The sequence below is a fragment of the Chryseobacterium sp. sg2396 genome, assembly GCF_042610505.1.
Lineage (GTDB): Bacteria > Bacteroidota > Bacteroidia > Flavobacteriales > Weeksellaceae > Chryseobacterium.
The window spans coordinates 47,548-69,452 of record NZ_JBHGAQ010000019.1 but is presented as its reverse complement, the minus strand read 5'-3'; the positions used below and the strand labels follow the sequence as shown (position 1 = coordinate 69,452).

The 21,905-nt window shown below is 40.3% G+C and carries 22 protein-coding genes; 13 read left to right on the top strand and 9 right to left on the bottom strand.

Annotation, left to right across the window (positions count from 1 at the left end):
- The 6 genes from ACED20_RS17815 (at nt 1) to ACED20_RS17790 (ending at nt 3,891) form a co-directional block, all read left to right on the top strand.
- Nucleotides 1-525, top strand: coding sequence for a GNAT family N-acetyltransferase (locus ACED20_RS17815; RefSeq protein WP_345766276.1), 525 nt, complete (start codon nt 1-3; stop codon nt 523-525).
- Nucleotides 526-580: 55 nt separating this feature from the next.
- A complete protein-coding gene (nadE, locus tag ACED20_RS17810) occupies nt 581-1,369 on the top strand; it encodes an NAD(+) synthase (RefSeq protein ID WP_294201709.1) in 789 nt (262 codons plus the stop codon).
- Between the two features lie 162 nt (nt 1,370-1,531).
- A complete protein-coding gene (locus tag ACED20_RS17805) occupies nt 1,532-2,020 on the top strand; it encodes a ribonuclease domain-containing protein (RefSeq protein ID WP_294223999.1) in 489 nt (162 codons plus the stop codon).
- The gene (locus ACED20_RS17800; protein WP_345766277.1) at nt 2,007-2,624 is read left to right on the top strand and encodes a Zn-dependent protease; all 618 of its coding nucleotides are present in this window, start codon (nt 2,007-2,009) and stop codon (nt 2,622-2,624) included. The genes ACED20_RS17805 and ACED20_RS17800 overlap by 14 nt, the downstream gene beginning before the upstream one ends.
- Nucleotides 2,621-2,926, top strand: coding sequence for a barstar family protein (locus ACED20_RS17795; protein ID WP_294224003.1), 306 nt, complete (start codon nt 2,621-2,623; stop codon nt 2,924-2,926). The genes ACED20_RS17800 and ACED20_RS17795 overlap by 4 nt, the downstream gene beginning before the upstream one ends.
- Before the next feature lie 368 nt (nt 2,927-3,294).
- The gene (locus ACED20_RS17790; RefSeq protein WP_294224006.1) at nt 3,295-3,891 is read left to right on the top strand and encodes a Crp/Fnr family transcriptional regulator; all 597 of its coding nucleotides are present in this window, start codon (nt 3,295-3,297) and stop codon (nt 3,889-3,891) included.
- A 272-nt stretch (nt 3,892-4,163) separates the two neighbouring features.
- On the opposite strand, the gene pafA is transcribed toward ACED20_RS17790, so the two are convergent.
- Nucleotides 4,164-5,810 carry an alkaline phosphatase PafA gene (pafA, locus tag ACED20_RS17785; RefSeq protein ID WP_378106097.1) on the bottom strand — a complete coding sequence of 549 codons (1,647 nt, stop codon included), beginning with the start codon at nt 5,808-5,810 and terminating at the stop codon, nt 4,164-4,166.
- A gap of 558 nt (nt 5,811-6,368) precedes the next feature.
- On the opposite strand from pafA, the gene ACED20_RS17780 reads away from it, so the two are divergent.
- A complete protein-coding gene (locus ACED20_RS17780) occupies nt 6,369-6,905 on the top strand; it encodes a GNAT family N-acetyltransferase (RefSeq protein ID WP_345766280.1) in 537 nt (178 codons plus the stop codon).
- Between the two features lie 309 nt (nt 6,906-7,214).
- Here ACED20_RS17780 and ACED20_RS17775 read toward each other — a convergent pair whose 3' ends face one another.
- On the bottom strand, nt 7,215-7,589 hold the full coding sequence (locus ACED20_RS17775) for a helix-turn-helix domain-containing protein (RefSeq protein ID WP_294201717.1): 375 nt from the start codon (nt 7,587-7,589) through the stop codon (nt 7,215-7,217).
- A 98-nt stretch (nt 7,590-7,687) separates the two neighbouring features.
- On the opposite strand from ACED20_RS17775, the gene ACED20_RS17770 reads away from it, so the two are divergent.
- From ACED20_RS17770 to ACED20_RS17760, 3 genes are all read left to right on the top strand, one after another.
- Entirely contained in the window at nt 7,688-8,236 is a 549-nt protein-coding gene (locus tag ACED20_RS17770) for an NAD(P)H-dependent oxidoreductase (protein WP_294201718.1), read from the top strand.
- Nucleotides 8,237-8,601: 365 nt separating this feature from the next.
- A complete protein-coding gene (locus ACED20_RS17765) occupies nt 8,602-9,552 on the top strand; it encodes a hypothetical protein (protein ID WP_294236712.1) in 951 nt (316 codons plus the stop codon).
- Nucleotides 9,545-10,072: a hypothetical protein gene (locus ACED20_RS17760; RefSeq protein ID WP_378106094.1), complete on the top strand. Its 528-nt coding sequence runs from the start codon at nt 9,545-9,547 to the stop codon at nt 10,070-10,072. The genes ACED20_RS17765 and ACED20_RS17760 overlap by 8 nt, the downstream gene beginning before the upstream one ends.
- Before the next feature lie 59 nt (nt 10,073-10,131).
- Here the strand turns inward: ACED20_RS17760 and ACED20_RS17755 are convergent, their stop codons facing one another.
- From ACED20_RS17755 to ACED20_RS17735, 5 genes are all read right to left on the bottom strand, one after another.
- Entirely contained in the window at nt 10,132-11,058 is a 927-nt protein-coding gene (locus ACED20_RS17755) for a malate dehydrogenase (RefSeq protein WP_294201721.1), read from the bottom strand.
- A 122-nt stretch (nt 11,059-11,180) separates the two neighbouring features.
- Nucleotides 11,181-11,732 carry a biliverdin-producing heme oxygenase gene (locus tag ACED20_RS17750; protein ID WP_294308860.1) on the bottom strand — a complete coding sequence of 184 codons (552 nt, stop codon included), beginning with the start codon at nt 11,730-11,732 and terminating at the stop codon, nt 11,181-11,183.
- A 25-nt stretch (nt 11,733-11,757) separates the two neighbouring features.
- Nucleotides 11,758-13,950: an ATP-binding protein gene (locus ACED20_RS17745; RefSeq protein ID WP_294224500.1), complete on the bottom strand. Its 2,193-nt coding sequence runs from the start codon at nt 13,948-13,950 to the stop codon at nt 11,758-11,760.
- Between the two features lie 265 nt (nt 13,951-14,215).
- Nucleotides 14,216-14,935, bottom strand: coding sequence for a cyclase family protein (locus tag ACED20_RS17740; RefSeq protein WP_294236716.1), 720 nt, complete (start codon nt 14,933-14,935; stop codon nt 14,216-14,218).
- A 22-nt stretch (nt 14,936-14,957) separates the two neighbouring features.
- Nucleotides 14,958-15,971 (bottom strand): nucleoid-associated protein, encoded by a 1,014-nt coding sequence (locus ACED20_RS17735; protein WP_378106091.1) that lies wholly within the window; start codon nt 15,969-15,971, stop codon nt 14,958-14,960.
- 213 nt (nt 15,972-16,184) lie between these two features.
- Between ACED20_RS17735 and ACED20_RS17730 the strand changes: the two genes are divergently transcribed.
- The 3 genes from ACED20_RS17730 to ACED20_RS17720 are packed head-to-tail and all read left to right on the top strand — an operon-like array spanning nt 16,185 to nt 16,899.
- Nucleotides 16,185-16,334 carry a hypothetical protein gene (locus ACED20_RS17730; protein WP_294201729.1) on the top strand — a complete coding sequence of 50 codons (150 nt, stop codon included), beginning with the start codon at nt 16,185-16,187 and terminating at the stop codon, nt 16,332-16,334.
- Between the two features lie 17 nt (nt 16,335-16,351).
- Nucleotides 16,352-16,708 (top strand): hypothetical protein, encoded by a 357-nt coding sequence (locus tag ACED20_RS17725; RefSeq protein ID WP_294230127.1) that lies wholly within the window; start codon nt 16,352-16,354, stop codon nt 16,706-16,708.
- Between the two features lie 59 nt (nt 16,709-16,767).
- Nucleotides 16,768-16,899: a hypothetical protein gene (locus ACED20_RS17720; protein WP_294201732.1), complete on the top strand. Its 132-nt coding sequence runs from the start codon at nt 16,768-16,770 to the stop codon at nt 16,897-16,899.
- Nucleotides 16,900-16,994: 95 nt separating this feature from the next.
- Here ACED20_RS17720 and ACED20_RS17715 read toward each other — a convergent pair whose 3' ends face one another.
- Both ACED20_RS17715 and ACED20_RS17710 read right to left on the bottom strand, forming a co-directional pair.
- Nucleotides 16,995-18,986: an alpha-L-arabinofuranosidase C-terminal domain-containing protein gene (locus ACED20_RS17715; RefSeq protein WP_378106088.1), complete on the bottom strand. Its 1,992-nt coding sequence runs from the start codon at nt 18,984-18,986 to the stop codon at nt 16,995-16,997.
- Between the two features lie 504 nt (nt 18,987-19,490).
- Complete coding sequence (locus ACED20_RS17710) at nt 19,491-21,842, bottom strand: beta-galactosidase (protein ID WP_294236722.1); 2,352 nt, start codon at nt 21,840-21,842, stop codon at nt 19,491-19,493.
- Between the last annotated feature and the right edge of the window lie 63 nt (nt 21,843-21,905).

Below are 21,905 nucleotides of genomic sequence, written 5' to 3'. Positions count from 1 at the left end.
ATGTACTTAGAAACGGAACGGCTTATTTTAAGAAAACTTGAGGAAACGGATGCCAAACGTCTGTTTCTCCTCGACTCCAACCCTGAAGTTATGAAATACATCGGCGTTCCTCCCGTTTCAGACCTCAGCGAATCACAAAAGATCATCGGCAACATCCGGCAGCAGTATCTTGATCACGGGATTGGAAGACTGGCCGTCATCGAAAAAGAGAGCGGACTTCTTATCGGATGGAGCGGGCTAAAATTCTTGACACAGGAAACCAACGGCTATAAAAACATTTATGAGCTTGGCTACCGCTTCCTTCCGGAATATTGGGGGAAAGGCTATGCTTCGGAATCGGTGCGTGCTTCGCTCGACTTCGGTTTCAACGATCTGAGAACGGATGTTATTTACGCTTATGCCCATTGTGAAAATAAAAGTTCCCTGGATGTTCTGGAAAAGTCAGGCTTTGTAAAGACAGGCGAATTCGCCGAACCTGATGGAATTTGCTTTTGGTACGAACTTCGCCGTGAAGATTATCATTAAACCCCATCAAAATTTTTAATTTTGAATCATAAATAACAGACTAAAAATATAAACAATGCAGACCCAAAAGATTATCGATCATATTGTAAACTGGCTGAAAGATTATGCCGTAAAAGCAAACGTAAACGGATACGTTATCGGTGTTTCCGGAGGCGTAGACTCCGGAGTGGTTTCAACGCTTTGCGCCATGACAGGCCTTGAAGTGTTGCTGCTGGAAATGCCGATCCGCCAGAAAGAAGATCAGGTGAACCGAGCTCAGGAGCATATGGAATACCTAAAGAAAAAATTCCCGAATGTACAATCCAAAACCATCAACCTGACTCCTGTTTTCGAAAGTTTTGAGCAGGTGGTCCATGACCATGTGGAAGGAAGATGGAGCAATAATCTTGCGCTGGCCAACACAAGATCCCGATTCAGAATGCTGAACCTGTATTATTTCGGTCAGCTCCACGGACTTTTGGTATGCGGAACCGGAAATAAGGTGGAGGATTTCGGGATCGGATTTTACACCAAATACGGAGACGGCGGTGTGGATGTTTCCCCTATCGCCGATCTTTATAAAACCGAAGTCTATGAGCTTGCCAGAGGTTTAGATTTAATTGAAAGCATCCAAAACGCCATTCCTACGGACGGGCTTTGGGATGCGGAAAGAACCGACGAAGACCAGATCGGAGCCACTTATCCTGAACTTGAAAAGATCCAGAAAGAATACGGAACAAAAGCCGTTGAGGATTATGAAGGGCGCGACAAGGAAGTATTCATGATTTTCGACCGGATGCACAAAGCTGCAAAGCATAAAATGGTTCCTATTCCAATCTGTGATGTTCCGGAAGAATGGAGATAAATTGATTAAATCAATTTATCAGTGTAGCAATTTATTAATGTAACAGTCCAGCAATTGGTTAATTATTCAAATATTGATAATTGATATATTTAAAAAAATTGTTACACTGTTACATTAATACATTGTTACATTGTTACACGGCTATATTGTTAAATTAAAAATATGAATAATAAAACGAGACCGCTGTTTTTTATTTGCCTAGGGCTTTTGTTCGGGGTATTTGTAATGTATGTTTACAAAAATTTCATTACAGACGCGAAACCGGTTTCTACTGAAAAGGTGAGTGAAGCAGGACTAAACGATTCACGGAATTCTATTCAGCAATCGATCGATCAGCTGACAGATGAGAAAACAGTCATCCGGTATGTTAAACAAAACCATAGGCTTCCGGATTATTACATCACGAAAAACCAGGCCCGAAATCTCGGCTGGAATCCTTCAAAAGGAAATCTTTGTGATGTGGCACCGGGAAAAGCTATTGGCGGAGACCGCTTCGGCAACAGGGAAAGAATGCTGCCTGATGGCAAAACCTATTTTGAAGCCGATGTAAATTATCATTGCGGAAGCAGACAGGCAGACCGGATCGTTTTTACCAAAGACGGTGAAGTGTATCTAAGTAAAAACCATTATAAAAGTTTTGAAAAACAGTAGTTTCAAAGTAGTACTGTTATGCTTTGCCTTCATTATTTCCTGCTCGGAAAAACAGCAGGAAACGATAAAAGAAGACAAAGCAATCACTATCCTGGTCCAGCCTTTTAAGGATATGAAACCGGAAAAAGTAAAGCGTCTTGCGAAAGAAATCAGAAAAGTATACCCACATGTCCGCATTCTGGAACCCATCGATTTTCCACCGAATGCGTATTACAAACCCCGTAACCGTTACCGGGCAGATTCTTCGATTGCTTTTCTGAGCAGGAATACAAAAGACGGTTTTATAACAATCGGGCTGACATCAAAAGACATCAGTGCTACCAAAGGTAAAATAAAAGATTTTGGACTGTTTGGCCTTGGCTTCAGACCCGGAAATGCCTGTATTGCTTCAAACTTCCGGCTGAATAAAAGCAATTCCGACGAACAGTTTTTTAAAATCTCCATCCATGAGCTCGGGCATACACAGGGCTTGCAGCACTGTCCGGCAAAAACGTGTTTCATGCGGGCTGCGGAAGGCAAAAACCCGACCGACGAAGAAACCGGTTTCTGTAAAAAATGCAGACAGGTTTTAATAAAAAGAAATTGGAAATTCAATTCAGTATGAGTACAGTATATATCGATTTTACAGACATAGGAGATTACGAGGACTTCTATGCGCAATTAAAAGAAAAACTTCCGCTTCCGGAATATTTCGGAGACAATCTGGATGCACTTTCGGATGTGATTACGGGCGGACTTGAAATGCCGCTTCACCTCGAATTTGTCAATATGACCGTTGACCAGCTGGAAATCTTTGAGGATCTTCTGACAACCCTTGAAGATGCGGAAGACGAAGTGGAGGATTTTACTTTCACTTACTTCCTCGAACAATATGAGGATGACGAAGATGATGCGGAAGAAGACTAGGTAAAATATTATAAAGGCTGTCAAGAAATTTTGACAGCTTTTTTTATTCTGATAAGGTAACAGGTTTGTGAAACCCGTCACGTCTAATTATTTTCCCACTTTCTTTAAATTACACAATCTGCCGTCCATTATAAATGCATAAATTTTTCCTGCAAGACAACTCGGGAATACCATTCAATAGCAGTTACAGGCTTTTATCCATACTTCAAAAAACCCTTATTTAACCTAAAATTCTAAAAATCTTCATTAAAAGCCTAAAAAGTCTTCATATAAGACATTTTTGGGGCATCTATGTGGTACTTTTAGGTTTTACGGCGATAGGTTATTTTATTAATTTTAACATTTACAATCAACTATAAAAATAATCTATGATCATCTCAGAAAACCTATTGTTTTCGTACGGAGCTGAGCTGCAAAATTATCATTCCGGCGATACAATCATCGAGGAAGACAGCACCCCAAAATATTATTTTCAAATAAAATCCGGTACTGTAAAACTGAGCAGCTTTTTGGAAGACGGTAAAGAATTTATTCACGGGATTCCCTTTGACGGTCATTGTTTTGCGGAGACCTATCTGTTTACGGAAAAAAAATATGCGGTAAATGCCATCGCCGTTACGGACTGCGAAATTATACGGTTTGAAAAAAAAAGGCTGACCGATCTCCTTCTGGAAAAGCCGGATCTTATCCTTAAAGTATATTCCTATACGGCAGACCGGATGCACTATCGCTACCTGACTTCCGCCCCGTTTTCATTCAAAGACCCGATGACCAAACTGCATATCCTGATGCGGCACATTAAAGACCATTTCGGTTTTAAGGAGAAATTTTCATTTCCGGTTCCGTATACCCGGCAGCAGCTGGCTTCCCTTACCGGAATGCGGATCGAAACAGTCATCCGGGCCATCAAAAAAATGGAAAAACAGAATGTGCTGAAAATCGATAACAGTAAGATTTACATTTAACGAAGTAGAAATCTGATTAACAGGCCGGAAGAGGAAAGCTTAATGTTGGAAATTTATCTTATCAACCTTATTTTTAAACTATTCTTTATCAAATAAGATCATTGGTTATTATGCAAAAATAAAATCCATCTAACATCCTTATTCACCGATCTGAATTCCAATTTTTAATTTTAATAATCGAATCAAAATTATATTTAATCAAACCTTTATCTGCCATAAAAAATCCTTAACTGCCAAGGCGGTTAAGGATTTTAATTTTTATACAATGAATTTTACTTTCCGATCGCTTCGCTGATCGGGTTTCCTACATTCCCGCTCGGGAACTGTATTTTCAGTAAAGAGGAAACTGTTGGCGCGATATCGGTCATGAAATAAGCTTTACTGCTTTCGCCATGCTGGATTCCCCAACCCATGAAGATTAGCGGAATGTGTGAATCGTAAGAGTTCCATACGCTGTGTGTAGTTCCGGTTTTAGAATACGGAGGAAGCATGGAATCGTGCGAAATCAGCTGAATATCCCCGCTTCTCTGCCTGTTGATTCCGTTGATGATCCTTTGCTTGATCGGCTCCGGGATTGTTGCTTCCGAAACTTTTGTTACAGCTACAGCATACAGGTCGGAAGGATCGTTTTCAATTTCCTTTACCGTGAAATCAACGACATCTTCCAGTTTAATATTGTTTTCTTTCAGCAACTTTCTGTCGAAGTAAATCTGGTAATTATCCACCGCATTGATTAGCTTATCCACCCCGAATTTTTCTTTCAGTTTCTGATTGACATTTTTATCCATCCCGTCGCCGAAGAAGCCGGTGGTAATTTTATGCTCCTGTAAAAATCCTACGGAATGTGCCCCGCCATGGTCTGCCGAAAGGAAAATGGTATACTGCCCTTTTCCGACTTTAGCATCCAGATAGTTGAAAAACCGGGCTAAATCCTGGTCCAGCCTTAGATAAACATCCTCTACTTCAATGGAATTAGGGCCGAATTTATGGCCTGCGTAATCGGTAGAAGCCAGGTTGATCGCCAGCATATCCACAATATCGTCTCCTCCTAATTTTTCGCCTTCGATGGCAGCTTCGGCCAGTTTTAAAGTTAAGGTATTACCAAAAGGCGTATAACGGATATTGTCTTTTTTAGCCTGGTAATCGGCCGCCAGGTTGCTGTATGGGAAAGTTGGGGTTTTGGCACTCCCCAGAAGGCCTTCCCATGGCGAATTGTCCGGCGCACTTTCTGTGTACTGATTAATCGGCAACAAGGTATTCCAGCCGTTTGCCACCAGTTTCTCCGGCATATTCTGAGAGTTAAATGCCTTCACCCACTGCGGAAGATCGTTCATGTACCAGGTGCTGGTGATGAAATTACCTGTAGAATCGTCGAACCAGAAGGCCCCGTTCGGCGTATGGCCCGCAGGTAAAATAGAAGCCCTGTCTTTCAACGAAACCCCGATTACTTCCCCCTGGAAATTGGTGGCCAGCTTCAGCTCATCAGTGATGGTAGTCGACCAAAGGTTTTTCGGGGAATGGCTCCCGATCTTGGCATTGGTGGTCCCTACCGGCTGTACGCTTTCATCGGTGGTACAATACACATTCTTCCCGGTTTCCTTATCCGTCCAGTCGTTTCCCGCAATCCCGTGAATGGCAGGGACCGAACCGGTATAAATGCAGGTATGACCCAAAGCGGTAATGGTAGGTACATAAGGAATATGAACATTGTTTAAGGAATAACCGGTGTTTAATAATCTTTTGAAACCATCGTTGCCGTATTTGTTGTAAAACCGGTACAAATAATCCCATCGCATCTGGTCTACTACCAAACCGACAACCAGTTTGGGCCTTTCCAGCTGAGTATTTTTGTTCTTCTGTGCATTGATTGTGATTATGGACAGTCCCATGGCCGCCGCAACCGAAATTTTCCTTAACATCCGCTAAATTTTTATTGGGAACAAATTTACGGGTTTTGAAAGTTTCGGTGTATGAAGTTTTGATTAAATTTAAATACATAATTATTTAAGGACTGTTTTAATGATTCAATATGATCAAAACGAACATGCAAGATGTTTATCGCAAGGATAGACAGAGCCGCTTCGCTTATTTATGAAATACAAAAAATTGTGCTTTGTTTTACTTTGTTAAGTGTAACGGCCTTGTTTATCTTATTCTGATCGCATAAAATTTACGTCCTTGTTTATCCTTGCGTTTAAATTTTTATTCCAATCCTCGATCATTTCTTTCACAATACTGAACTGGTCTTTTCTAAAAAGTAATTCCGAAGTTGTCTTTAAAGACCTCGATCAAGTTGAATTTTTTTTGATGAAGAAAGAGATCCTCATAAGATTAATTCAAAATTTAATATTCTAAAATTGCCTGGAATCAGGAGATTTTAATGAGATTTTATTTAAATTTGAATCAGCACAAAATAACAATATGGTAGAACTTTAAACTCAGTATTCATTAATATCTTCAGGCGTTAAATATTCAATATGGAAATCAGAAAACTGGAAAAACTCATCGGAAATCCTACACTTTTATGGGGAGAGAATGGCTACCGTACCGATAAAATTTATGTTGTCTCCGCCATTGAAATCGGAACTTCTTTTGAGTTCAGCTTACGGGAAAAAGATCAGCCGTACACCAAAACCCGGGAAATTAGTCCCGGAGATACGGAACAACTGAATACTATTATCGGACAGGGGCATTCTTCAGGAGCATTTCATGAAGAGGAACTGATCGGCTGGGCCATCTGCGACTACAGATCCTGGAATAACAGCCTGTTTATTAAAAGCCTGTGGGTAAGCGAAGCATTCCGGGGGCACAGTATCGGCAAAATGCTGATCAAAAACGTTAACCGTAGAGCCCGCGAACTGCAATGCAGGATCGTGGAAACTGAAACGCAGAATACCAATTATCCAGCCATTCAGTTTTACCGGAAAGCAGGATTTGCGATCACCGGAATCAATACCAAATTATATGATAATTCTACGGAAACTGCTGTTTTTATGAGTTTCGAGCTGATTTAAAAAAGGTCATAAAGTTTTGAAACATGAAAACCCCATTAGATTTTAGTGTTTTTGGTAGCTGAGCATAGCCGCCGCATAGTTTAGAACATATCGGATTAAAATCAAAGTATTTTTTAAAATCTGTTGAAATTTCTCACCATTCAGCAATTAAGATATTTTAGCTTGAAAAATCAATTTATTAAGTATTACTTTATTCATTTGATTCATTGAAATTGAGCACAAGATTCCACAGTAGAAAAAGTTAAGAATAAAAAAAGTTGATTTAAAATTTAAACTAATTTTAGAAATTATTGACTTATCCACAATATTTTAAAAGTTATCCACAAATTCTCCACTTTTATCCACGATTTCGTTTCCCCAGTCGGTAATGGCTTCCAATACCGGAATAAAGGTCTTCCCGAAATCTGTCAGCGCATATTCTACGCGGATCGGAGGCTTTTGTCCATAAACAGTCCTGGAAACAAGACCGTCTTTTTCCAACTGTTTCAGCTGAAGACTGAGCGTCATTTCCGTAACCGAAAACAATTCTTTCCGCAGCTCACCGTATCTTTTTGTGCCTTCTTTCAGATGATAGAGAATAACGGTTTTCCACTTTCCTCCTACCAGATCCATCGCCAGGCTTACCGAACATGGGTAGAGCTTTCCGTTTACCTTGACATAATTGCCGGTGCATTCTTTTTTCATTTTTTTAAAACTATCAAATCGGATAGGTATTGCAAATGTAACCGACTCAAAATAATTTTGCAACTATACATTATATAGTTTAAACAAAAATTCAATACATGGCATTAATTATTCTCGGGCATCCGAATATTGAAAAGTCCCTGGCCAACAGAACCATCCTGGAAGAGCTGCAAAACAGTGACCTGGATATCGAAATCAGAAATCTGTCTGCGCTTTATCCCGACTACAACATCAATGCAAAAGCCGAGCAGGAAGCGCTGCTCAGACATCCACAGATCGTGTTCCAGTATCCGCTGTACTGGTACAATATGCCGGCTATCCTGAAACAGTGGTTCGATGTGGTGTTTGAATACCAGTTTGCCTACGGATCGAAAGGAGATAAATTAAAAGGGAAAGATTTTATTCCCAGCTTCACCGTCGGGGCTCCGGAAAGTGAGTATCACACGCTGGGTGAACATCATTTCAGGATTTATGAGTTCTGTAAAAACCTGGAACAGACCGCCTATTATGCCGGGATGAATTATGTGGAACCGGTTTATTTCCACGGAACTTCTGTGAATGCGGGATACACGGAAGAAGACGTGAAAACAAAAGCAGGACAGCAGGCAAAAAGGCTGATACAAAAGTTACAGGACTTTAGGCGATAATTCTAAAATTCATAAATAAAAAAAATTAAATCACATCATAGTGTATTAAAAAATAAATTTGTATATTCGTTATCAGCAAATTAAAACAGTATTCTTATGAAAAACCTAAAAAAATTAGTCCGCAAAGAATTATCTTTGATCAATGGCGGCGACGGCCGATGTCTTGAACCGAAACGTCTATGCGAGCCTTGGGAAGAAGGCTGCGGCTGTGTTTACATTTAATAAACTTTCAGATATTTTTTCAATGGAGCGGTTTTACCGCTCTTTTTTTGTGAAACTAGATCATAATCTGATTATGGTTTCCCGTAATTCGTTTAATTTTAAATAATTATATTTGAAATATTAATATCATGAAATTCTAAATAATGAATGAAAGAATACTTTTAGCATCATATGCAATAAGAATTAAACATAAAAAAGAATATGCATATTTAAGCGCATTTAACAACGTTGATGATTTTTATAACTTTTTAAAAAAATTTTTTGATTATATATTTAGAAATGTAAATCAATTAAAAGATAGAGCCGGAAATGAAAATATTCACTTAACCTTAGATGAAATACCCACATCTAATGATTCGGAAAGGATATTTTACGGATACTTTTCAAGTGGAGTCAGCGGCGATAAGTATAAAGTTAAAGATATAGCAACTAACACAACTCTAATTGATGTTGATAGAAAAAATCATGCTTCTTTTAGAGACGTTTTTTTCTACTTTTATATTCCAAAAAACAAATCGATTGGCTATTTAATCTTACAACGTAAAACACATTTTGGAATAAAGACTAAACTTACTCCTGCATTAAACAGCTTTCTAGCAAAAGAAGGTTATATGGAAAATAATTTAGAACTTAAAAACATTATACATATTTCTGTTTATGAACACATGATGCAATTTGGAAAACTTAAAAAGGTCGAATTAGTCAAAAATAAAATTCCTAATAATTTAGAAGATTATATAAATAATAACCAAAACTATCAGCAAACTAGAGGTACCTTCAGGACTTCTTTTACTAGTAGAACCTCATTACCTGATAACTGGAAAACATATATAGATAGGTTATTGAAAAAGGAACTAAATGAAACCATAGAAATTGATGGTTTAGACGATAGCTTTACCGATTTGGAGTTTCAACTTGATTTGAATGGGAAACAAAAAACTTTTTATATCAAAAATCAGCATAGAGTCCAGCCTGATATTGACGTAACCAGTAATATCAAGTTTGAAAATGAAGCTCCAACAACAGAATCTTTAGTTAAAAATGCCAGAGAATTGATAGATGATATAATAAAATTAGTTCCTAAAAATGTTTAGTAGAATAAATATTAATAAAATTATAAAAGCTCATTATAAAAGTTTAAGCAGCTTAAATGGAGAAGGAACATCCTTTTTAGACTTAGTTTTATTTATATTTATTCCGTTAATTGTATCTATTTATTTAGGAATAAATAATATTTCAATTAAATCCCAAATTTCAAACTTAGTTACTGCATTATCAATTTTAGCAGGATTTTTATTTAATTTACTAGCAATAATACATAATTCTTTAGGAAAAATAAAAAATGAGATAAGAGCAAGAAGTTTAAATGAAGATGCTTTAAAATTAAGATTTGCTAATGAAATTCATGCAAATATTTCTTATAATATCTTAATTGCTATTATAACTGTTGTGTCACTAGTATTATATGGATTAAATGTAGAATTTATAGATCCTAATATTAATAAAATACTTTTACTTTTTCTTAATTCTATTTGCATTTTCTTAATAATACATTTTTTATTTACTTTACTGATGATTTTAAATAGAATTTACGTATTGCTCGATAAAGAATAATTTGTAAAAAGAACCGCGCCTTTCGGGCGCGGTTTCAATATCTAAGTTTTGTTAGTCAATTAAAACTTCAAATCCCCGTTCACCTCTCTTACGGCATTCGCTGCTTCAGCAAACTTCAGTTGCTCATCGGCTGTAAGGGTAACATTAACGATTTTCTCAACTCCGTTTTTCCCGATGATGGCAGGAACGCCTAAGCAGATATCGTTTTGTCCGTATTCGCCTTCCAGCATTAAAGAACAAGGGATCATTTTTTTCTGATCACAAGCGATCGCCTGAACCATTACGGAAACCGCCGCTCCCGGTGCATACCAGGCGGAAGTTCCCAATAATTTGGTAAGGGTTGCCCCTCCTACTTTTGTTTCTTCGATGACGTACTTCTGCTGCTCAGCATCTAGGAATTCCGTTACAGGAACGCCGTTTCTTGTTGCTTTGCTCAATAGGGGCAGCATTCCGGTATCACTGTGGGCAGCAATTACCATTCCGTCTACATCGGAGATCGGAGCTTCCAAAGCTTCCGCCAATCTGTATTTGAATCTTGCAGAATCCAGAGCACCACCCATTCCGATGATCTTGTGCTTAGGAAGTCCTGATGTTTTATGTACCAGATAAGCCATGGTATCCATTGGGTTGGAAACCACAATGATGATAACTTCCGGGGAATGTTTTACCAGGTTTTCCGTAACTTCTTTTACGATTCCTGCGTTGATCCCGATCAGCTCTTCTCTCGTCATTCCCGGTTTTCTTGGAATTCCAGAAGTAATAACCGCTACATGAGAACCTGCGGTTTTGCTGTAATCTCCTGTTGTTCCGGTAATTTTCGTATCGAATCCGTTGAGTGATGCCGTCTGCATCAGATCCATTGCTTTACCTTCCGCAAATCCTTCTTTGATGTCTACCAAAACCACTTCCGAACAGAAGTTCTTCATTGCGATGTATTCCGCACAGCTTGCTCCTACAGCGCCTGCACCTACTACAGTTACTTTCATAATACTTTTATTTATTTTAATTTGTTTGTATCGTTTGTCCGCTCTCCGTTGAGAACTCCCAAATTTAACAATTCCTGAAAAATTGGGCAATCTTTCAGGAATTTAATTGTATATGATATAAATTAGTTAACGTTCAGCAGGAAGTTGTACAGTTTCTTCGCCCCGGACAATACCTCATCATAGTTTTGTTCATTAACTGCCGTGTCCAGCACTTCTTTGAAATTCTTCCACATTGGTCCTGTATTTTCCCGGTAACACCCGAAGAAATTAAAGGTTATTCCATCGAATCCCTCCGTTTTGGAAAGCTGTCTGGCAATAACGTTTCCGCCCAAGGTAGAACCTTCGATCACATATAAAGCACCCAATGCTTCATTTTCACCGGTAAATTCCAGGTCGTGGGAAACGCTTTCAGGTTCCAGGGAAAGGCTGGCCAGATCTTTTTCGATGAGAGGAAGTTTCTTCCGGTCTTCCAGCTGCAGCTTCCCGGCGAGCTCACCGGAAAGGCTTTGGAAAATCTTATCTTCCGAATGAAGCAGCATCAGGTAATTGGTGCTGATAATCTTTTTATAATCTTCAAGCGTAAATGTCCTGTCGAATATTTTTTTTGAATTAAAAAGTTTTTCGGCAGCGTCATGATAGACTGCCGTATGTTGTTTCAGATATTCAGATACCATAATCAGGATTTGAAAGAAGCCAGATTTAAGGCTTTTTAAATGTTAAAATAAAACAGGTGCTGTCTGTATTGCTTTCGTAGTCTACATTTCCGCCCAGCCTGCGCATAATCCGGTGTACGATGGAAAGGCCCACCCCGTTTCCTTTGAATTTTTTGGCATTATCCATCCGGTTAAAGATCTTAAACATTTTATGTTTATTTTCCTCAGGAATTCCGATCCCATTATCCGTAATCCGGTAAACTACCGTATCGCCTTCTTCCTTCCCTTCGATCTCCACTCTCGGATTTTCATGACGGGAAGAATATTTGATGGCATTGTTGATGATGTTTAAAAACACCTGATGAAGCATGGTCTTATCGGCAAGCACATCAGGACAGCTCTTTATGACCACTTCACTTTTCGGGCTCCCGAAAGTAATTTTTGCGTTTTCAGAAATTTTTTCGATGGTATTTGCAGTCTGAAGAACTTCCAGCTGAATCTCACTGTGTTTCGCACGGCTAAGCTGCAGCACATCATTCATCATTTCCGCCATATTGTCGATTTCCTCGATGATGGAATTGATCTTGTTCCTGCTCTTGTCCGATTCTTCGTTCAGGCTTTTCAGCAGCATCTGTGCATTAAGTTTCATGACGGTAAGCGGGGTTCCCAAGTCGTGGGAAATGGTGTATGAAAAACTGTCGAGTTCCTCATTTACCTTTTTCAGCTCGTCATTGAGCCTTTTGATCGTATTATAATTTTTGTGGGAAGTTTCAAGAATAAGGTCTTTTACCGCCTGTAGTGCCGTAATATTCCTTGAACTCCATCTTTTTGAATTTCCTTTGATGTTTTCCGTAAATATATGGAAGGAAGTACGTGGGGAAACAATCTTCCGCTCTTCGCCGTTCTCAGAAATTGTTCCAATCGTTTTCTCGGGATTTCCCGCCCAATCGATGTGCTCGTCAAATTCTTTACGGAACCAGATCAGGAGGTTGTTTTTACTTCTTTCAATAAAATAAATAGCAATCCCGGCAGCATTTTCCGTTAGCCCCAGCTCTGCGCCGTGATCTTTCAGAAAGCTTCGGCTCAGGTACATATCATCTTCTGTGTACGCATGCGCCCACTTTATGATTCTGAGTATCGTATCGTGTTGTGGTACGGAACCTTCAGTTACGATGTTTTCGTCGGCAATAATTGCCAGCCCGTCCGCTTCCGGAAGGCTTTTGATCTCTTCTTTATTCTCAATAAGAGAGTTGAATAAATTGTTGTGCTTTAAAAATTCCGTTTTCAGGTTTGCCATCTTTCCGTTAAGTTCCAGACGGTAGTTCAGCTCATTCTTCGATTTGAAAGAAGAGTAGGCATTGGAAGCCAGTGCCGTAAAAATCCCTGCCTGTACGCGGTCTGCCAGATCGATGTGTTTCGGTTCTACATTCTGGCAGGTGACAAGACCCCACAGCTGATCGTCTATGATAATCGAGATGCTGAAACTCGAAGAAGCTCCGGAATTCTTTACATACTGCCCATGGATCGGCGACATGCCGCGTGAAGCAGAATAGGTAAGATCGATGGTTTCGTGGGATTTGCTTAAAAGAGGTACGGTTTCCGCATGCACATTGCTGAAGATTCTTTTTCTCTTTTTAAGATAAAGATCCCTTGCCTGCCTGGGAATATCGTTTTCAGGATAATGCAGCCCCAGGTAGCTTTCCAGGTTTGCGTTGCTTTTTTCGGCAATCACTTTTCCGGAACCGTCCATCGCAAACTTATAGATCATCATCCTGTCGTAGTTGACGATTTTTGAAAGCGTATTCAAAAGCTGGTCCCAGATTTCCTGGTAATCATCGATAATATAAAAATTATCGTATTTATTGGAAATTCTTTTGTTCGGATTCAGGAGAACCTTTTCAAACTCAAGAAAAATAATATTTTTGCTTTTGTAGACGGAGAAATGATAATCTTTTCCACCGATAACAATTTTATCGTAATAGGTTTCGTTTTCTCTTCGGGTAAATTTGGGCAAAGAATTATAAATATCGGATTCTATAATGCTTGCAAAGCTTTCGGGAAAATCCGTAAGCTTCCTGTCGAAAAGCTGATGTAAGTTTTCGACAGAAAAAATATCCTCGATATTCTTGCTGAAAAAAGTAATGGAATGAGACTCCGCATCAATGCCAATCAGATAACCAAAACTTTGTATGTAGCCCGGAATATGGATAGGCTCTTCATGACACTCTACAAAATTCATATAATACTTTGACCAATCAAATATAACTCTTTTTTTCGTGGTACGATCTTTTTTCTATACAAATAAGTACCACAAGTTTGAAAAAAAAATCACTTTATAATGACATTTTCAGGATATTATTCAGGATATATAAGGGTTTATAGTAATTTATTTTCAAATAGATGTAAATCCAGTATTGTAGAAATAGCCTTCTTTTTTATGCTGGCTTATTTATCATCCATAATGGCCACTACCCTGGCCGGTGCAGCCGATCCGCCAACGATTTTTAACGGAAATACACATACTTTAAATCCGGAGGCGGTAAAGCGGAGAGGTTGGTAAGCTGTTCTATATGGAGGTATTCTTTTTCAATCCCTACCCTGTGGCCTTCCCAGAAATACTCGGGATTGTTGAGTTCCTTTGCTCTTTTAGCCATGAATTTCAACGGCAGATCCCATCCCCACTGGTCGATCCCCATCACTTTCACACCCTGATCGATCAGCCACTCCGTCGCTTCGCGGCTCATTCCGGTTCCTTTATTGGGAAAATCCGCTGTTCCCATCAGCCGGTCGCGGCCTGTTTTGATGAGTACGATATTTCCGGGTTGGATGGAAATTCCGTTTTTCTCCAGATCCGCTTTCAGGTCTTCCACTGTAATGGCGACAAAATCCTCCTTATGCGAACAGTCGATCACAATACCTTCCCCATAGCACCACTCCAAAGGAACCTGATCAATGGTTTTTGCAGGTTTCCCTTCCACCACCGGACCGTAGTGCCACGGTGCATCAAGATGCGTAGTAGCATGTAATCCCATGCTTTTGATCCTGTCGTCTGCCCAGCCTGTCCAGTTCTTCGGGAACAGTTTTGCCGGAAGCCCTAGTGCCAAGCGAATCAGCCAGTGCGATTTTTTATGTGATTTATGCTCGATTTTCACTTTCATAAACCACGGATCTCCCGCGTTGTACTGAATCGGCTTGGAGAGATCGATAATTTTATGCTGCTGCATGGAGAATTAAGTTTTTCCAAATTTAAACTTCTTTCTCGAAATACAGCATATAATATTTTCCGTTCTCATCTTCACCCTGTGCGATCTTCTGCCGGTCGCCGTGGATGTAGATGTGGAAATTTTTATCAAGCTTAATAATACTTTTGAAATGCCGCTGTGTTTTCTTTACTGCCGCTTCACTAATGGGAAATTCTTCAGCGATATTGATCTGCATATCCTGCTCGTAATCGGTTTTAAAATTATTAAAGCTTTCGATCACATGCTCATCGCCCAATACTTCGCTGGCAAACTCATCAAGCTTAAATTCTTCTTTTTCCTTGAAGAAATTAATGGATTTATTCAGGAAATCCGCCTGGTCCGCTTTGGAAACTTCAAATTCCTGCGGCAGCTGCTTGGTAATGTAATCTTTATACACCATCAGAGCTTCCTGGGTGTGGAAATATTCGTCGTCCCGCTGCTTTACCTTTAAGAAATCCTCAAACCAGTAATACATATCGCCGTTCTTATTGTTATCCACCACGGAAAGCACATAGCCGGTTTCTTTATCATTGTTATAGATCAGTGCGGCCTTATCGATCTTGGAAAGGCCGATCCCCTGGTCTTTTTCGATTTCAAAATTGTCTTCCTGGGAAGCAATTTTCAGGAAAGATTCTCTTTTTTCGGTTTTAAAGATTCCGATCTTATCGACTCTTTCAGTCCCTTCCCTTTCATCTTCAAAATAAACGATAAACAATTCCCCGCCCTGAACCCTTGAGTTCTCAGCCGCTTCAAAAAGATGCTTGGCAATATTTTCGGACTCCCAGAGGAATTTGGCTTTGTCGTCAAAAATTTCCGATACGGAGCTGTACACCGGATTGTTTACCAGATAAGAATCACTGTAAAAGTGAAAGGTTTCCTCCGACTTGAACGAACCTAAAAAATAGTTCTCCAGCAGTTCCGCCATTCCTTCTTCCAGCTGCAATTCCTCCTGCGAAAGGATTAGCGATTCCCCGTTGATTTTATTTCCTACCCTGTGTACTACGATTTTTGAAAACATTTCCTGAATATTTTTGGACTGCAAAGATATCAATTATATCAGAGAATCCGGTGTATTTCATTCTGATAAAATCCTTATCATTTTGAGGCGGTTTTCTCCTTGTTTCGGCAAAGGATTTACAAGTAAAATATTGAATATCAAAAACATAAAATAAAACATCCCACACAGGAACGGAATTTGGCATTATGCTTGTGAACATTTAAAACAGAAACAATGGACTTAAAAACGTTAAACAGGATTGATACGCTGAGAAGACGCAGAAGCAAAGGTCCGGAAACCCCGAAATGGCTGAAGCCTTACCATCTTCTTCTTTTTGTATTCATCTTTATTGCCACGACAGGTGTATTGATAAGATTTTTTTAACCAAAACCACAAAATATATGAACTACTTACAAGCTACCCAGGAAATTACCGTTGCGATTCCGGAAATCTGCAATGATCTGAAAAAAACCAATGTAAAGAATTCTTACCACATCATTGAATTCTTAACCGATAAGATGAAAACGATGATCCGGGAAAATAATACCGAATGCCTTTTCAAATGCCTTCATAAAATGGATGAACTGTACCGTGATGGTGATAAAACGGTAAAAAATGCCATCGAAAATTCTTTTATCTATTCGCTGGATAACTACACCGCATCATGCCATAAGGAATATCGCGATATGATCTTCAGCCGGATTTCACCCGAACTGCAGAAAGTCTATGCCAGGCAGATCTACAGCCATAGTATCTGATGATACCATTTTTAATCAAACAAAAGTACTGACCATAAATATTATTTAACATCAATTCTATGAAATCTAAAATACGTAAAATATCCGACTGGAACACTTTTAGAACCAATACCAACAGACATAACATCGAGATTCTGGCTACCCATATTGCCGTCATTGTAGGGGTATTTGTTTTTGCTGCGTTCCTGTAATAAACTTCCTAAAGAGTAATACAAGAATATGCCGGCCCAAACTTTTGGGCCGGCATATTTTTTCTGCAATGCGAATCTGAAAATCCTATGTGGAATTACCGATATTTCATTTTTAAAATCACCAGAGATTTTGCAGGAATGGTAGTGAAAATTTTCCCTTTTTTAATGGGTTCTCCGTATTCTTTCGGGACAATATTTTCCTGCCCGAAGGTATTTGTCTGATCCGGTTTCAAAACCGTAAGAACAGTCTTTGACATTTTTTTCCCAACTGCCAAATGATCAGCAATAATCTCAGCTTCTTTATCCTGATCGTCTACATTAACGATTTTGATGATTACTTCTTTTTTGAGCATGTCTTTCACTGCAGAAGCATATAATTTCTGCTGTCCTATCATTGCTTTTCCGTTTTCGCGGATGCGGAGCAGATCGGTTCCTTTGTTAAGCGAAAAAAGCTGCTGGACATAATAGCTTGGCGTTGCGTAAGACTGCAGGTTATTGAACCATATAAGATCCGGTGCCCACTGCCAGTTATCGATGTGCGCAAAAAGCGGTGCATAGGAACTCATGCAGACAACGTCGGCATTCCGTTCCAGTCCCGTCATAAAGGCAGCTTCGGAAAGCGCAGCTTCCCAGTTGTTCCTTTTGCTGCCGTCATTCCCTGATCCGCTGTGGGCAGCATATTCCCCGGCAAAAACCTTCGGGCCTGAACGGCTGTACCCGTCGTATCTTGCCGCATTTTCCAAAAACCACTGAGGAGATTTATAGTAATGCTCATCAATCAGCTGTGGGTTCAGTTTTTTAAGTTCCTTCCATCCGTACTCGAAGTATTCTCCGTCGGAATAGGGACCGCTGCCGGATACGATACTGATTTCCGGATATTTTGAATGAATAGCCTGCTCAAAAATTGCATACCGATCAATATAATCCGGTCCCCACTGTTCATTACCTACCCCGATAAATTTAAGATGAAAAGGTTCGGGGTGCCCAAGCTCTGCACGCAGTTTTCCCCACTTTGTTGCCGCCGGATCCCCGTTGGCAAATTCAATTAGATCCAGAGCATCCTGTACATACGGTTCCAGCTCTTCCAGTCCTGCCAATTCTCCGGTATTGAACTGGCATGCCATTCCGCAGCTCAGAATCGGAAGCGGGGCTGCCCCAAGATCTTCCGCCAGCTGGAAATATTCCATAAATCCCAGCCCAAACGTTTGGAAATAGTCGGGAGAAGACCGATGGGCAAATTCGGTATTCCAGCGGTTAATGATGAGCTCACGGTCTGCCACATCACCGATCGTTTTTTTCCACTGGTACCGGTTGGCCAAAGTTCTTCCTTCCACAATGCAGCCTCCCGGAAATCTTATGAAGCCGGGCTCCAGATCGTATAGTTTCTGAACAAGGTCTTTCCGAAGTCCGCCTTTTCGGCCTTTCCAGGTATCCTGCGGGAAAAGGGAAATCATATCCATCATCAAAGTTCCCTTTCCGGTAAAGGTGAGTCTAAGTTTTCCTTTTTCTACGGTTTCGGAAGCTTTCATGACGGCAGAATATTTGTGCCAGCCTGAATCTTTTATTTCAATTACCGCTGATGATACAACCTTATTATTTTCATCCAGAAGCTCAGCTTTGACCGCGGAAATATTTCCTTCTCCTTTGGATAGTATACCGCTGAAATCATAATAGGCGTCCTTCCGTATCCCAATCCCCCTGAATCCTTCATTCACCAACTGATACACTTTATCGTTGTTTACGCTAATACGGACATAATTGTGATTGGTTTTATCCGGATTGCTGAAAACGGTTGCATATCCCGAATCCGGATTTTCCGACTGGTATTGGGTTTTCGGTTGCTTCCATCCCATTAACGGTTCGTTGAATTCAAAGGAACGGTTCTTAATGAGTTCTGCATACAGGCCACCGTCGGCCGCCTGATTGATATCTTCAAAAAATACCCCGTACATGGTAGGCTGGATTTTAATGCCAGTACTGTTCATATCCAGCTGTAACATATGTCTGGATGCAGACTGCGCAGGCAGACCGGAACCGATGCAGAGGAAAACCGCAGGAAACACTATTGTTTTTTTAAATAAATTCATCTGTAATTCTTTACTAGAGATCGATTATCTGTATGAAATTGTATTCATGTGAGCTCAAGGTTAAAACGCTGGAGAAGGAAGCAGGAAGTTTCTTCTATACACGTTACTGTTGAAAGCACTGTCTCTTAAATGATCTCGTTGCACTTTGTTAAAAGAAAACGCTATTTAAATTTCTTATTTTTTCTCTTTGTTAAATCACTGAAAATAAATTAAAGTCAAATTCACATGATATTAAGAGCCTGTTTAAATTTACCTTTTATATTTTAACATTAAGAATTTAAGGTATTTTAGCTTAAAAAAATAATGTGTCGGTTGCCCGGCGATATTCAACTAAATCAATTGAAATCATCATATTAAAGTGAAGAATAAGCAAAGTTTATTTAATTCAGAAAATTAAGAGAAATGACGGAAAGTTTGCTGAATTAAAATTTAAACAGGCTCTAAGAAAAATTCCGTTCCGTTAATTTGGGGATATTTCCGGAACGGAATCTGTTGTGAGGTAAGCTATTTTTTAGAGAAAGTAAACGGCTTCCTGCTGATATAAAATTTAAAATCTCTGATCATGCCTTTTCTACTCTTATCGATCCGTGGCAATAATCTAATTCCCGATATTTTCACTTCTTCACCCAGATCTATGATTACCGTATGAGGATAAGGCGTCTGCTTTGAAAGCGAAGTCTGCCAGATCACCGATTCCTGATGATCAAACAGCTTATCTGCCGAATTATTGGCCGTGATTACCTCTTCACTGTCTGCATAGACCACTTTCCATTTCTGCGGATCTACAGCCTTTCCATCTTCGCCTGTCACTTCGAGTTCCGCCAGTGATGCGGAGGTATCTTTGCTGTCCTGTGCATTGAGAGCGACCAAGGCAATATACCGGGTATTTTGAGGTTTAACGGACGTACTTTTCCAGCCAGGCTCACCGGTAAAACTTCCCGTTGCCACAGGCTGTACATTCCTGAAATCGGGCTGTTCCCCTCCTCTGTTATGAAGCAGTGACGAATCAGCAATGATTTCATAGACCGGTTTTTCCGTAAAGGATATAGTGCGGTTATCTTTAGCCATTACATCATAAACGACGATCTCATTACTTCCCTCTTTCAGGAAAGTCCCCGGAAGGAAAAGCGTCTGCGTAGGACCGATATTCCAGTAATGGCCGAGGTTATGCCCATTGACCCAAACCATCCCTTTTGTCCAGCCGGTAAGGTTCATAAAGGTATCGCCGATGCGGTTGATATTAATATGAGCCTGATACCAGCCAGGCCCCGAAGCCTGACTGTTTTTATATTTTAATCCGTTTTCAGCAGCCAGGTTAACCGGTAAAGCATACATCTTCCAGTTCTTGAGTATGTCTTTTTTGCCGTTGTTTTCAAGGATTACATTTCCGTTGATTCCCTTTCGGTCGATAATGGCCTGCCCGTAGTTTACCCTTCCCGTCGTTTCTACCAGGATATCCAGCTGTACGGGTTTGGAAAAAGACGGAAGTTCTATGTTTTTTTCGTTCAGCCTTCTGTCCAGTTTTCCAATGTATTTTTTATCAAGAAATACCAATGCATAATCATGCGCATCTTCTATATGCAGGACTGACTTTTTACCTGTTGCCGGAATGGTTTTACGATACAGGATGCTTCCCCAGCCCTGATTCAGAAACTCCATGGTTACCGGATCTTCATCGGTCGCAGGCTTGGGAAGATTATCGAAAACGGAAGCGAAATTTTTCAGGTTAAGATCCTGAAAAGCAACCATTTCCGACACCGGTTTAGGAATTTCCGGAATGGATTCTCCCGGGTTAAGGTAATTTTTCAACAGATTGCGGATGGCAAAAAACTTATCGGTAGGTTTTCCGGTTTCATCAATCGGGGCATCATAATCATAAGAAGTTACCGTAGGTGCATACGGCGGAGCATTGGCTCCTGCCCACTGGCCAAAAGAAGTACCTCCGTGTGCCATGTACAGGCTGAAAGATATTCCGCGGTCCATCATATCTTTCAGGCTTCCGATAAAGGTATCCACGCCGCGGGTTTCATGTGGTCTTCCCCACTGGTCGAACCATCCGGTCCAGTATTCACTGCACATCAGAGGAGCGTCCGGATTAACCTGTCTGAATTTTTTAAACTGTTCATCGATATTGGATCCCGCTCCAAAATTTAAGGTACCCGCAACGCCCGGCAGCTGGTAGCGGTCGAAATTGGAAGACCAGTCGCAGCGGAACAGCTGGACTTTGTCGAAGCCGGAACTGCGTACGACATCCCGAACGGCCGCCATATATTGCGAATCGTCTCCCCAGGTTCCGTATTCGTTTTCCACCTGCACCATGATGATGTTCCCTCCATGCTGGATCTGTAGAGGAGCAAGCTGTTCCCCGACTTTTTTCATGTATTTTTTCAGGCCCGACATATACACAGCATCTTTTCCTGTTCTTACCTGAAGGTCTTTTTTCTTAAGCAGCCACCACGGAAGTCCTCCCATGTCCCACTCCGCGCATACATACGGACCGGGACGCACTATACAGAACATACCGTTTTTCTGTACGAGGCGCACAAATTCGGCCACATCATTCTGTCCGGTAAAATCATACTGATTTTCTTTCTGCTCATGAAGATTCCAGAAAATATAGATGCATATGGTGTTCATCCCCATCGCCTTACAGAGCTGTATACGTTCTTCCCAGTATTTTTTGGGAATTCTGGGATAATGCAGTTCGGCTGCCCTTATCAGGAAAGGTTTTCCATTGAGCTCAAAATGACCTTTACCGGCCCGGAAATCCTGAGCACCGGCCGCCTGCTGGGCACTGACCTGAATACATAAAAATATATTCACTAGTAATAAGGTTACTGTTTTTTTTAAATTCATTTCGTAAGATGCTTTTTCTTCCGGTATGGAATGTATGGTTTACCAACCGGACCTTAATTCTAT

Coding starts and splice junctions, on each gene's coding strand:
- ACED20_RS17815 (WP_345766276.1), top strand. CDS start 1: ATGTACTTAGAAACGGAACGGCTTATTTTAAGAAAACTTGAGGAAACG.
- nadE (WP_294201709.1), top strand. CDS start 581: ATGCAGACCCAAAAGATTATCGATCATATTGTAAACTGGCTGAAAGAT.
- ACED20_RS17805 (WP_294223999.1), top strand. CDS start 1,532: ATGAATAATAAAACGAGACCGCTGTTTTTTATTTGCCTAGGGCTTTTG.
- ACED20_RS17795 (WP_294224003.1), top strand. CDS start 2,621: ATGAGTACAGTATATATCGATTTTACAGACATAGGAGATTACGAGGAC.
- ACED20_RS17790 (WP_294224006.1), top strand. CDS start 3,295: ATGATCATCTCAGAAAACCTATTGTTTTCGTACGGAGCTGAGCTGCAA.
- pafA (WP_378106097.1), bottom strand. CDS start 5,810: ATGTTAAGGAAAATTTCGGTTGCGGCGGCCATGGGACTGTCCATAATC.
- ACED20_RS17780 (WP_345766280.1), top strand. CDS start 6,369: ATGGAAATCAGAAAACTGGAAAAACTCATCGGAAATCCTACACTTTTA.
- ACED20_RS17775 (WP_294201717.1), bottom strand. CDS start 7,589: ATGAAAAAAGAATGCACCGGCAATTATGTCAAGGTAAACGGAAAGCTC.
- ACED20_RS17770 (WP_294201718.1), top strand. CDS start 7,688: ATGGCATTAATTATTCTCGGGCATCCGAATATTGAAAAGTCCCTGGCC.
- ACED20_RS17765 (WP_294236712.1), top strand. CDS start 8,602: ATGAATGAAAGAATACTTTTAGCATCATATGCAATAAGAATTAAACAT.
- ACED20_RS17760 (WP_378106094.1), top strand. CDS start 9,545: ATGTTTAGTAGAATAAATATTAATAAAATTATAAAAGCTCATTATAAA.
- ACED20_RS17755 (WP_294201721.1), bottom strand. CDS start 11,058: ATGAAAGTAACTGTAGTAGGTGCAGGCGCTGTAGGAGCAAGCTGTGCG.
- ACED20_RS17750 (WP_294308860.1), bottom strand. CDS start 11,732: ATGGTATCTGAATATCTGAAACAACATACGGCAGTCTATCATGACGCT.
- ACED20_RS17745 (WP_294224500.1), bottom strand. CDS start 13,950: ATGAATTTTGTAGAGTGTCATGAAGAGCCTATCCATATTCCGGGCTAC.
- ACED20_RS17740 (WP_294236716.1), bottom strand. CDS start 14,935: ATGCAGCAGCATAAAATTATCGATCTCTCCAAGCCGATTCAGTACAAC.
- ACED20_RS17735 (WP_378106091.1), bottom strand. CDS start 15,971: ATGTTTTCAAAAATCGTAGTACACAGGGTAGGAAATAAAATCAACGGG.
- ACED20_RS17730 (WP_294201729.1), top strand. CDS start 16,185: ATGGACTTAAAAACGTTAAACAGGATTGATACGCTGAGAAGACGCAGA.
- ACED20_RS17725 (WP_294230127.1), top strand. CDS start 16,352: ATGAACTACTTACAAGCTACCCAGGAAATTACCGTTGCGATTCCGGAA.
- ACED20_RS17720 (WP_294201732.1), top strand. CDS start 16,768: ATGAAATCTAAAATACGTAAAATATCCGACTGGAACACTTTTAGAACC.
- ACED20_RS17715 (WP_378106088.1), bottom strand. CDS start 18,986: ATGAATTTATTTAAAAAAACAATAGTGTTTCCTGCGGTTTTCCTCTGC.
- ACED20_RS17710 (WP_294236722.1), bottom strand. CDS start 21,842: ATGAATTTAAAAAAAACAGTAACCTTATTACTAGTGAATATATTTTTA.